General features: G+C 68.0%; 7 protein-coding genes. 4 read left to right on the top strand and 3 right to left on the bottom strand.

Features of this window, described 5'->3' with window-relative positions; genetic code table 11:
* Window positions 1-91: 91 nt before the first annotated feature.
* Complete coding sequence (locus tag KBC94_RS28415) at window positions 92-1174, bottom strand: ParB/RepB/Spo0J family partition protein (protein WP_294378733.1); 1083 nt, start codon at window positions 1172-1174, stop codon at window positions 92-94.
* A complete protein-coding gene (locus KBC94_RS28420; protein WP_294378735.1) occupies window positions 1171-2403 on the bottom strand; it encodes an AAA family ATPase in 1233 nt (410 codons plus the stop codon). The genes KBC94_RS28415 and KBC94_RS28420 overlap by 4 nt, the downstream gene beginning before the upstream one ends.
* Before the next feature lie 634 nt (window positions 2404-3037).
* On the opposite strand from KBC94_RS28420, the gene KBC94_RS28425 reads away from it, so the two are divergent.
* Window positions 3038-4429, top strand: coding sequence for a replication initiation protein (locus tag KBC94_RS28425; protein ID WP_294378738.1), 1392 nt, complete (start codon window positions 3038-3040; stop codon window positions 4427-4429).
* 42 nt (window positions 4430-4471) lie between these two features.
* Here the strand turns inward: KBC94_RS28425 and KBC94_RS28430 are convergent, their stop codons facing one another.
* Window positions 4472-5416, bottom strand: coding sequence for a LysR family transcriptional regulator (locus KBC94_RS28430; RefSeq protein ID WP_294378741.1), 945 nt, complete (start codon window positions 5414-5416; stop codon window positions 4472-4474).
* A 230-nt stretch (window positions 5417-5646) separates the two neighbouring features.
* Between KBC94_RS28430 and KBC94_RS28435 the strand changes: the two genes are divergently transcribed.
* The 3 genes from KBC94_RS28435 to KBC94_RS28445 all read left to right on the top strand — a co-directional run bounded on the left by KBC94_RS28435 (window position 5647) and on the right by KBC94_RS28445 (window position 11392).
* On the top strand, window positions 5647-6528 hold the full coding sequence (locus tag KBC94_RS28435) for an alpha/beta hydrolase (RefSeq protein WP_294378744.1): 882 nt from the start codon (window positions 5647-5649) through the stop codon (window positions 6526-6528).
* A gap of 199 nt (window positions 6529-6727) precedes the next feature.
* Complete coding sequence (locus KBC94_RS28440; protein WP_294378749.1) at window positions 6728-7978, top strand: efflux RND transporter periplasmic adaptor subunit; 1251 nt, start codon at window positions 6728-6730, stop codon at window positions 7976-7978.
* Window positions 7979-8110: 132 nt separating this feature from the next.
* A complete protein-coding gene (locus KBC94_RS28445; protein WP_294378783.1) occupies window positions 8111-11392 on the top strand; it encodes an efflux RND transporter permease subunit in 3282 nt (1093 codons plus the stop codon).
* The last annotated feature ends 8 nt before the right edge of the window (window positions 11393-11400 follow it).

The raw sequence follows: 11400 nt of genomic DNA on the forward strand, positions 1-11400 counted from the left end.
GGGTGGATGAACGCCCTCCTCCTACTTGTCATGGCCCCGGCGCCATGACGCCAGACGGTGGTGTTGAACGGTTCAACACCACCGCGCGCGGTCAGTCTGCCCCGAGTTGCGCGTTCAACCAGTCGATCAGCGCCGCTTCACGCGCCGGCGTTAGAACACCCCGGTCGAAGCGCAGCGTCATTCGGCCGGTCGCATCCGCAGCCAGCACAGCGCCCTGCCCTGCCCTACCTAAGCGTCTTTCAGCCGGGGCTGTTGAACGGTTCAACACCTTGTCGCCCTGGCCAAGCAGGGCGTCTAGCACCTGCTTGGCATTCAACGCCACCTTGCTGGCCTTCAGCTCCTTCGCGCGCGCGACGAGGCCTTCGGGGTCCCGCTGCAGCACTTCGCTGAGCGGCTGGGCCCAGCGGAACTGCACGTCGAGGGGTGAAGGAAATGCCTCGACCACGGCATCGGGCAAGCGCGCCAAGGCAAGGCTCTTGGAGATCAGCGACAAGTCGACGCCCACTGCCTCGGCCAGCTTGCGCTGGGACGGGTACAGGCCGTTGTCGAGCGCCCGCCTGTACATCATGCCCTGCTCCCAGGCGCTGAGGTTCTTGCGGGCGCGGTTCTCGCGCTCCATGGCCTCGAACAGGCCTTTGTCGTCGATGTCCGCAATGATGGCCTGAACGGGGATGCCCAGTTCCAGACAGGCGCGATGCCGACGGTGGCCGAACACGAGCTCATAGTCGGCCGCCGGATCGGTGCCTTCAGCCAGCGCACGGACACAGACAGGCTGCACGTTCGCCCCGCTCGAAGCGATGTCCGTCTTCAACTCCTCGAAGGCCTTGTCGGCCAGCGCGTTGGCATGCCGGTTCGCCCACCGGGAAGCGCGGATCCGCCGGGGATCCAAAGCCTTCATCGGCACCGCACCCTCAAACGCGCGCAACTTGAGCTTCAGCTCTTCCGCCTCTTTCACGGCCGCCGACTGTGATGCCATGAACACCGCCATGGACCCCGGCGCGGTCTTGGGACGCGCCTCCGCGTTGGGTGCGCTGGAGGCTACCGGTGCCCCCATGGGGCTGACCGGCAATTCTCGGGGCTGGGCATCAACGGCCGGGGTAGCGGGCGCCGCAGGCGGCATGCGGAAGGGCGGCAGCTGGATCAGGCTGGCCTTTGCTGCAAGCTTCTTGCTCATCGACGACCCTCCTTAGGCGAGTTGACCGGGGGTGTTGAACCGTTCAACACCCCCACCTGTCCGTTCCACACGGCGCGGACCGACCCTTCGATCTGCCCGACGAAGCTGTCATAGGCGTCCCGTGCACGTTTGAAGGTGCGGGCGCTCCCGTCGTAGCGGGAGACGTCGTACACGGTGCCGAATTCAGCACTGGCCACCCCGGTGACGGCAGTCTTGGGAATCTCCACTGGGAGCACCTTTTCCGCGTAAGTCTGGCCGATCCACTGGCGGATGACCGTACTGGCGGCGTCGGCCGAATCGACCCGGGCCAGCAACACATGGATGAAATCGAAATGCTTGTCCAGACCGCGCTTGGTGAGCAGTTCCCCGGTCAGGTCGGAGAAAAGGCTCCAGAACTGCGAGGCGGACGCAAAGTCGAGGGCATTTGGCGGCAACGGCATGATGATGCCGTTGGAGGCCATGAACGCATTGATGGTCGTGTACGACAGGGCAGGGGGGGTGTCGATCACGATCACGTCGTAGTCGCCACGCACGTCATCGATGCCGAGGTCTAGCACCCGCCAGAACTCGAAACCGGGCTCCTGCGTCTGCCGGGCAGGGAGCGCGAACTCTGCGCCGAACAACACGGGCGCGGCGGCGACCAGGTCGATGCCATCCCAATAGGTGGAGCGGATCGCGTACCGGATCGAGGTCTCCGTTCCCATGGCCAGAGGCAGGATGGTGTCCTGTTCCTCGACCTCCGTGTCTGGGAGGATGCCGAACAGCGTGGTCAGCGAACCTTGAGGATCGGTGTCGATGACCAGCACGCGATGCCCCAGCAGCGACAGGCCTTGCGCCAGCGTGACGGCGGTCGTCGTCTTGGATACGCCGCCCTTGAAGTTGCCGATGGAAATGGTCACCGCCTCAGCACCTTCGGGCCGCAGGCGGTCCTTGCGGTACTCGCGAACCCACTGGCGCGCTTCGGCCAGCGTGAATTCCCGTCGGCTGCCCGAAGCGTTGAGCCGCCCCGCAGGCAGGTCGCCTTTGCCGAGCCGGTGCGAGATCGAGCCTTTTTCCATCTCCAGCAGGCTGGCCAGCTGGGAGAGGCTGAACATGGGGGCTTCTTTGCGTGCAGTGGGTGCCAACATGGCGGAGCGGATCTGCTCCATCATGGCAACGGCGCGTTCGGCCTGCGCGGCAATGTCCGAGAGACTGATGGGCCGGGGGGCTGGAAGAGGGGAAGATGCCATATGAAACTCCTGATGGCTCGAGTTTACCGAGGCGCTTGACGGAATTCCGTGAATTGGCCAGAAAAACGTCAAGGCTCCCGCATCTGTTGCGTGATTCGGTTTCTGTAGTTTGGATCGCCTTTAGGAAAGACTCTAAGTCCTTCAATCTCTTTAATACCTTTAGAGCCGAGAAAACCCAATGGTGACAAGCACTTGGCGCCGAAGACATGCAGGGATTCAGGACGATATGGCGACGGATCGGGAGCTGAGAGCCAGGGAGACGGGAGAAGACGGAGACTTTTCGGTAGTGAGGGTGCGTGTTTTCATGAGTTCATGAGGTCGCAGCGAGACGGTCTGAGGTGAGTGTTTTCAGGAAAGAAGGGCGGGCCGCCGCTCCGTGGGCCTCCATCGAGGTGTCTTGCGCTGCTTTGTGGTGCGCTGTGGAAGAGAGAAGGGCACTCCGGGGCCGAAATCGGGGCGGTGCGCCGTTTCCAGATGGCGGCGCCCACGCTTCTTCGGCCGGCGATCCCGAAAACTCTCCGCCTTCGTCTGTTTCAGCGGGGCGCGGTCCTGGTTTCACGTGAGAGTTTTCAGGAACAGGATCGGAACGCTTTCAGGTGAAAGGCCGGATCACCTCTCGCGTACATTACCGTCCATGGCTCGAACCCTTCGGTCTCCCGACACCCTGCGCACCCGTGCTTCCGCGGGCGGCGGCGGTCCGGCCGTCTCCGACGACGTGCAGCTGCTGCGCAAGGCCGTCAACACGCTGGCCATCGTCCCCAAGTCGACGCGGATCACCACGCTCGGGCGCAAGAGCTACAACGTGCTGCTGTACCTGGCGCAGGAGCAGGGCATGGAGAAGGACGTCTTCCGGACCCCGCTCGACTCGGTGGTCCGCGGCCTGGATTTCGACAGCAACGACCATGCGCTGATCAAGAAGCACCTGAGGGCGATGGTGTCCACCACCGTGGAGTGGCAGTCGCCCACGAGCGGGGAGGGCGCGGCCTGGAATGTCAGTGGCCTGCTGGCCCATGCGCGACTCAGCAAGGAGCGCGGCCAGGTCTGGGTCGAGTGGTCCTACGCGGTCAACCTCAAGCAGGAACTGCTGGACCCGAGCGTGTTCGCGCGGCTTCGGCTGGAAGTGATCAGCCAGTTGCGCACCCATGCGGGCGTGGTGCTCTACGAGATCTGCACCCGCTACAAGGACATCGGCCGGACGGCGCGACAGCCCTGGCGCTGGTGGTACCCGGTGCTCAGCGGCAATCCCCACACCGAGAAGACCGACCGCCTCGAATACCGGATCTTCAAGCGCGACACCCTCAAGCCGGCCATCGCCGAAGTCAATGCGATCACCGATCTGGAGATCGAGCTGGTCGAGCACAAGCAGGGCCGATTCATCGACGAGATCCAGTTCCACATTGGCCGAAAGAAGCAGTCGGCGCTCACATTGGCCCGCGCGCCCGCGCCGGTCGACATGGTCGCTGTGAGCCGCGCCATCGCGCTGGGAGTGAGCGAGGAAGCCTTCGAGCAGATGGCGGCGGGTTGCGACGAGGCCGCGGTGCGCTCGGCCCTCGATGTGCTGGAGCGGCGGGTGAACACGGCCTATCCCGAACCGCTGCGGGATCCGGCCCGCTATCTCAAGGCGTTGCTGGCCCGGGGCGGCGACCAAGCCGATGCCGCGGCGCAGGCCACGGCGGCCCACCCAGCCGCAGCGGCGCTGGCGGCGCGCGAGCAACAGTCGCAGCGTCGCCAGCGCTGGCAGGCGGAATGGATTCGCCGCGCCAACGAGCGTTGCCTGTCCGCCATCGAGCAACTGTCCGAGGAAACCCAGCACGAGCTGGAAGGCCAGCTGATGCTCGCCCTGCAGGGCCGCGGCGCCCATCCGTCCATCATCAAGCGGCTGGGTTCCAGCGGCTGGCAGCATCCGATGGTGCGGCAGGAGATGCTGCGCTTCTTCGGCGATGCAACCTTCGGCCCCGGCTGGGACAAGCCCAGCGCTGAAGATCTGCTGGAGATCGCGACCGAGATGGGCGGCGACGAGGAGTGATGCCCGGCACGGCCTGGCAGGGCAGACGGGCGAGCGCCGACGTCAGCCGGCGCGGACCGCTGCGGCGTCCGGCGCGCGGGCCAGATCCTGGTTGCGGGCGAACTCCGCCGCCGTCCAGTCCACGAAGGCGCGGACCTTGGCACTCAGGTGGCGGTTGGGCGGATACACCACATGCACCGGCAGGGGAGGGCATTCCCAGTCCGGAAACAGCTCCACCAGTTCGCCCCGGGCCACGTAGGGCGCGGCGATGAACCGGACCATCTGGGCCACCCCGAAGCCAGCGAGCGCTGCCTCAGTGTAGGCATTGCTGTCGTTCACGGCGAGGCGGGCGGGGCCGGTCACCTCCAGCGTCTCGCCATCCTTGTGGAACTCCAGCGGATAGACCCGGCGCGAGTTGTGCGAGAAGAAGTTGATGACATGCTGCCGCCCGCGCTCCAGGTCGTGCGGCGTGCGGGGCACGCCGTAACGCTTCAGGTAGTCCGGCGAGGCGACCGTCATGAAGGGCAGGGTGCCGATGCGTCGCGCCACCAGCGACTGATCGCCGATCTCGCCGCCGCGGATCACCACGTCCACGTTGTCGCCGATCAGGTCGACCGGACGATCGCTGACGCCCAGGTCCACCTGGATGTCGGGGTACTGGTCGCAGAAACTTTGCAGCCGCGGGATGAGGACGAGCCGCGCCATGGCGGTGCCCACGTCCACGCGCAGCCGGCCTGAGGGCGCGGCGTTGCTGTTGGTCATGCTCGACTCCAGCTCGTCGAAGTCGCTGAGCAGGCGCGCGACGCGCTCGTAGTAGGCCGCCCCGTCGGGCGTGACAGTCACGCGCCGCGTGGTGCGGTTGAGCAGCTTGACGCGCAGCCGCGACTCCAGCGACTGGATCTGCTTGGTCACGGTGGCCTTGGGCAGGCCGAGCGAGTCGCCGGCGCGGGTGAAATTGCCCGCCTCCACGACACGCACGAACACCCGCATGGTCTGGATCTGGTCCATGGATCGATGTGCGAAAAGGGCTGACATCCCGCGCGCGCGGGATGCGGCAGGCTGGCAATTGCCAGGCCGCCTTGTGGCCCCGCATTCTGTGCGGCAACCAGCCCTCCATTGTTGCTGCGCGGGAAACAGAGTAGGGGCATCGGCACGGTCCGTGCAAGCGGCGGGCGTTCGTATAGTTCGATCCACGCCGCACCCCAAAGACTTCCCACGTCCGATCCGAAAGGCCTGCCATGAGCACGAATCCCCAAGCCCCAGCGTCCGCCGCCACTTCCCCGGCCGGCTGCGCCGTGGCGGAGGAGGACCTGCACATCGACCTGCCCGGCAGCGAGCCCGTGAAGGCCCGCATCTACGGAGAGCGTCTCAAGGGAGCGGCGGCCATGCCGCTGGTGCTGCATTTCCATGGCGGCACCTTCGTCTGCGGCGACCTGGACAACGGGCGCAACGTGGGCCGGCTGCTGGCCGCTGCGGGTGCGCGCGTCCTGTCGCTGGCCTATCCGCTGGCACCCGAGCATCCCTTTCCCAAGCCCATCGAGGTGGGCTTTGCGGCCCTCGAATGGCTCTACAAGCAGCGCGTCAAGCTGGCGGGCAAGGGCGCGCAGATCTATCTGGCGGGCGAGGAGGCCGGCGGCAACCTTGCCGCTGCGGTGGCGCTGGTGGCCCGCGATCGTGGCCACCCGCCGCTGGCGGGCCAGATCCTGCTCTCGCCCATGCTGGACCCTTGCGCCGGCACCGCGTCGCTGCGCGAGGCCTCCTGCGCCGATGCGGCCTGCAAATGGGCCACCGGCTGGCAGCAATACCTGCGCCGTCCGATGGATGCCACGCATCCCTACGCGGTGCCCGGTTCGGCCCTGCGGCTGACCGACGTGGCGCCGACGCTGGTGCTGGTCGGCCCCGACGACCCGATGCGGGACGAGGCCCTGGCCTATGCCAAGCGGCTGCGCGCCGCCGGCATCGACGTGGTGGCGGAAGTGCTGCCCGCCACCTCCCAGTGGCCCGAGGCGCTGTACCAGCCCGATGACCCGGGATGTCCGGCCTGCGGTGTGGCCGCGCGTCAGAGGGTCACGGCCTTCTTCGAGGCCCGGCGCGCGGCGGCGGCCACGCCGCCCAGCTGATCGGCGTGCCGACGGCGCCGCTGTACGGCGCTGACCGATCACCCCCTTGCGACTGCGCTCGCGGCCTTGCCCGGCCGCGCGGGCCGTGCTGCGCCGGCTGAAGCCGCGCGCACGCCACCCCTTCTTCCACGCCCATGCCGCCTGCGCCACAAGCGCCGGGCTGGCCCCTGCATTCCTTCGATCCGAAAGAAAGACCTCCATGTCCCACCTCGACAAGACCCCCGCTGCCGCCACGCCACCCACCCGCCGCCGCGTGTGGCCCGCCATCACCAGCCTTACCGCCGTGCTCGCCATCGGTGCCGGTGTGCTGGGCGTTCCCGGCCTGCGTGCCGAGGCCAGCGACACGCCCGTGCCTGCGGCTCCCCCTGCCACGCCCGTGACCGTGGCCGCCGTCGAGTCGCGGCCCGTCAGCGCCTGGGACGAGTTCTCGGGCCGCCTGGAAGCCGTCGAGCGCGTCGAGGTCCGCTCGCGCGTGGCCGGCGCCGTGCAGGCCATCCACTTCCGCGAAGGCGCGCTGGTCAAGCAGGGCGAACTGCTGCTGACCATCGACCCGGCGCCCTACCAGGCCGAGGTGCAGCGCGCCGAGGCGCAGGTGGCCTCGGCCCAGGCCCGCGCCGCCTACACCCGCAGCGAGCAGGAGCGCGCCCGCCGGCTGTACGGCGAGCAGGCCATCGCCCAGCGCGAACTGGATGAGCGCCTCAATGCCGGCCAGGAAGCCGAAGCCAACCTGCGCGCCGCCCAGGCCGCGCTGCAAAGTGCCAGGCTGAATCTGTCGTACACGCAGGTGCGCGCGCCGGTGGCCGGCCGCATCGGCCGGGCCGAGGTGACCGTGGGCAATCTCGTGCCCGCCGGCCCAGGTGCGCCGGTGCTGACCACGCTGGTGTCGGTGAGCCCCATCTACGCCAGCTTCGATGCCGACGAGCAGGTGGTGGCCCGCGCCTTGAAGGCACTGCCCGGCGGTGCCAGTGCACGGGCCCAGCTCGCCAGCATCCCGGTGCAGATGGGCACCGCCGCCACCGAGGGCACGCCCTACGAAGGTCGCCTGCAATTGATCGATAACCAGGTCGATGCCCGCAGCGGCACCGTGCGGGTGCGCGCCCGCTTCGACAACACCGATGGTGCGCTCATCCCCGGCCAGTTCGCCCGCATCCGCATGGGCCAGGCCGGCGAGAGCCGCGCGCTGCTGGTCAGTGAGCGGGCCATCGGCACCGACCAGAACAAGAAGTTCGTGCTGGTGGTGGGCGAGGGCAACAAGACCGAATACCGCGAGATCACGCTCGGCGCGCCCGTGCAGGGCCTGCGTGTGGTCAGCACCGGCCTCAAGGCCGGTGAGCGTGTCGTGGTCAATGGCACGCAGCATGTGCGGCCCGGCATGGTCGTGGCGCCCACCGAGGTGCCGATGACGGCCGCCAGTTCGGCGGCGGCCGAGCGCGTCGCCTCGCGCAGCTAAAGGCACCCCACCGCTGACGCATCGCGCTGCACGCGGCGCTCTCCCTTTCTTTCCGCTTCCAAGTCGCCACCGTGCGCAGCCTTCGTGCTGCGCGCGGGGGATCGCTTCACCCCGCCACCAGGAGTTGGCGCCATGAATCTCTCCAAGTTCTTCATCGACCGGCCGATCTTTGCCGGCGTGCTGTCGCTGCTGATGCTGATCGCCGGGCTGATCGCGCTGCGCGGCCTGCCGATCTCCGAGTACCCCGAAGTGGCACCACCGCAGATCGTGGTGCGCGCGCAGTACCCCGGCGCCAATCCCAAGGTGATCGCCGAGACGGTGGCCACGCCGCTCGAAGAGCAGATCAACGGCGTCGAAGGCATGCTCTACATGAGCAGCCAGGCCACCACCGACGGCGTGATGACGCTGACGGTGACCTTCCGCTTGGGCACCGACCCCGACAAGGCCCAGCAGCTGGTGCAGAACCGCGTGGCCCAGGCCGAGCCGCGGTTGCCGGAAGAGGTGCGCCGCCTGGGCCTGGCCACCGTCAAGAGCTCGCCGGACATCACGATGGTGGTGCACCTGGTGTCGCCCAACAAGCGCTACGACATCGACTACCTGCGCAACTACGCGGTGCTCAACGTCAAGGACCGCCTGGCCCGCATCGAAGGCGTGGGCCAGGTGCAGATCTGGGGCGGCGGCGAGTACGCGATGCGCGTCTGGCTCGATCCGCAGAAGATGGCCCAGCGTGGCCTCGCTGCTGGCGACGTGGTGGCCGCCATCCGTGGGCAGAACATCCAGGCCGCGGCCGGCGTGGTCGGGGCCTCGCCGGGCCTCTCGGGCGTGGACCTGCAGCTGTCGGTCAACGCGCGCGGCCGCCTGGCCAATGAAGAGGAGTTCGGCGACATCATCGTCAAGGGCGGCGCCGCCGGTGAGCCTTCGACGCAGGTGGTGCGTCTGCGCGATGTGGCCCGCATCCAGCTGGGTGCGGCCGACTACTCGCTGCGCTCGCTGCTGGACAACGACCCGGCAGTGGGCATCGGCGTCTTCCAGGCGCCCGGCTCCAACGCGCTGCAGATCTCCGAGCAGGTGCGCCGCACCATGGCCGAGATCCAGAAGGCCATGCCCGAGGGCGTGGAATACCGCATCGCCTACGACCCCACGCAGTTCGTGCGCGCGTCCATCGAATCGGTGATCCACACGCTGCTGGAGGCCGTGGCCCTGGTGGTGTTGGTCGTCATCCTGTTCCTGCAGACCTGGCGCGCGTCCATCATCCCGCTGCTGGCCGTGCCGGTGTCGGTGGTGGGCACCTTTGCCGTGCTGCACCTGCTGGGCTTCTCCATCAATGCGCTGTCGCTGTTCGGCCTGGTGCTGGCCATCGGCATCGTGGTGGACGACGCCATCGTGGTGGTGGAGAACGTGGAGCGCAACATCGAGGCCGGTCTGACGCCGCGCGAGGCCACGTACAGAGCCATGCGCGAGGTGTCGGGGCCCATCATCGCCATCGCGCTGGTGCTGGTGGCGGTGTTCGTGCCGCTGGCCTTCATCTCGGGCCTGACGGGCCAGTTCTACCGGCAGTTCGCCGTCACCATCGCCATCTCGACGGTGATCTCGGCCATCAACTCGCTCACGCTGTCGCCGGCCCTGGCGGCCCTGCTGCTCAAGGGCCACGACGCGCCGCGCGATGCGCTCACGCGCGGCATGGACCGGCTGCTGGGTGGCTTCTTCCGCGGGTTCAACCGGCTGTTCCACCGCGGCAGCGAAGGCTATGGCCGCGGTGTGCGCGGCGTGATCTCGCGCAAGACGCTGATGCTGGGCATCTACGTCGCGCTGGTCGCGCTGACCTTCGGTCTCTTCAAGGCCGTGCCCGGCGGCTTCGTGCCCACGCAGGACAAGCAGTACCTGATCGGCTTCGCCCAGCTGCCCGATGGCGCCACGCTGGACCGCACCGACGACGTGATCCGCCGCATGGGCGACATCATGAAGAAGAACCCCAATGTGGAAGGCACGCTGGCCTTCCCGGGCCTGTCGATCAACGGCTTCACCAACAGCTCCAACGCGGGCATCGTGTTCGCCATGCTCAAGCCTTTCGACCAGCGCAAGGCGCCGGAGCAGAGCGGGGCGGCCGTGGCCGGCCAGCTCAACCAGGCCTTCGCGGGCATCCAGGACGCGTTCATCGTGATGTTCCCGCCGCCGCCCGTGGCGGGCCTGGGCACCACCGGTGGCTTCAAGCTGCAGCTGGAGGATCGCGCCTCGCTGGGCTATGAGGCCATGGACAAGGCGGTGCAGGCCTTCATGGCCAAGGCGCGGCAGACGCCCGAACTGGCCGGCATGTTCACCAGCTGGCAGGTCAACGTGCCCCAGCTCTTCGCCGACGTGGACCGCACCAAGGCGCGGCAACTGGGCGTGCCGCTGACCGACATCTTCGACACCCTGCAGATCTACCTGGGCAGCCTGTATGCGAACGACTTCAACAAGTTCGGCCGCACCTACAGCGTGCGCGTGCAGGCCGATGCGCCCAACCGTGCGCGGGCCGAGGACATCGGCGCGCTCAAGGTGCGCTCGTCCTCGGGCGAGATGATCCCGCTGTCTGCCCTGATGAAGGTCGACGCGAGCTTCGGGCCCGAGCGCGCCATGCGCTACAACGGCTATCTCACGGCCGACGTCAACGGCGGCGCCGCACCCGGCTATTCGTCTGGCCAGGCGCAGGCCGCCATCGCGCGCATCGCTGCAGAGACGCTGCCGGCGGGCATCGACTTCGAATGGACCGACCTGACCTACCAGGAGATCCTGGCCGGCAACTCGGCGATCCTCGTCTTCCCGCTGGCGATCCTGCTGGTCTTCCTGGTGCTGGCCGCGCAGTACGAAAGCCTGACGCTGCCGCTGGCCATCATCCTGATCGTGCCCATGGGGCTGCTGGCGGCGATGACCGGCGTGTGGCTCTCGGCGGGGGACAACAACGTCTTCACGCAGATCGGCTTGATCGTGCTGGTGGGCCTGTCCGCCAAGAACGCGATCCTGATCGTGGAGTTCGCGCGGGAGCTGGAGTTTGCGGGTCGAACGCCGGTGCAGGCCGCCATCGAGGCCAGCAGGCTGCGGCTGCGGCCCATCCTGATGACCTCGCTGGCCTTCATCATGGGCGTGCTGCCGCTGGTGCTGTCCTCCGGCGCGGGTGCCGAGATGCGCCATGCCATGGGCGTGGCCGTGTTCGCCGGGATGATCGGCGTGACGGCCTTCGGTCTCTTCCTCACGCCCGTCTTCTACGTGGCGCTGCGCCGCCTGGCCGGCAACCGGCCGCTGCGGCAGCACGGCCAGGTGCCGGCCCAGGCTGACGACTTCGTCTCGGCCGAGCATCCCGCCACGCCGGGCCATCACGGCAGCGGCGGTGGTGGCCTCGCGGCTCTGCCCGCGGCACCGCGCGGCGCTCACGAATGACGCCCAGG

The sequence above is a fragment of the Pseudacidovorax sp. genome (assembly GCF_017991995.1).
GTDB lineage: Bacteria > Pseudomonadota > Gammaproteobacteria > Burkholderiales > Burkholderiaceae_C > Xenophilus.

Bases quoted from the DNA above. Each gene is read 5' to 3' on its own strand.
- KBC94_RS28420 (WP_294378735.1), bottom strand. From the start codon at position 2,403: ATGGCATCTTCCCCTCTTCCAGCCCCCCGGCCCATCAGTCTCTCGGAC.
- KBC94_RS28425 (WP_294378738.1), top strand. From the start codon at position 3,038: ATGGCTCGAACCCTTCGGTCTCCCGACACCCTGCGCACCCGTGCTTCC.
- KBC94_RS28415 (WP_294378733.1), bottom strand. From the start codon at position 1,174: ATGAGCAAGAAGCTTGCAGCAAAGGCCAGCCTGATCCAGCTGCCGCCC.
- KBC94_RS28430 (WP_294378741.1), bottom strand. From the start codon at position 5,416: ATGGACCAGATCCAGACCATGCGGGTGTTCGTGCGTGTCGTGGAGGCG.
- KBC94_RS28440 (WP_294378749.1), top strand. From the start codon at position 6,728: ATGTCCCACCTCGACAAGACCCCCGCTGCCGCCACGCCACCCACCCGC.
- KBC94_RS28445 (WP_294378783.1), top strand. From the start codon at position 8,111: ATGAATCTCTCCAAGTTCTTCATCGACCGGCCGATCTTTGCCGGCGTG.
- KBC94_RS28435 (WP_294378744.1), top strand. From the start codon at position 5,647: ATGAGCACGAATCCCCAAGCCCCAGCGTCCGCCGCCACTTCCCCGGCC.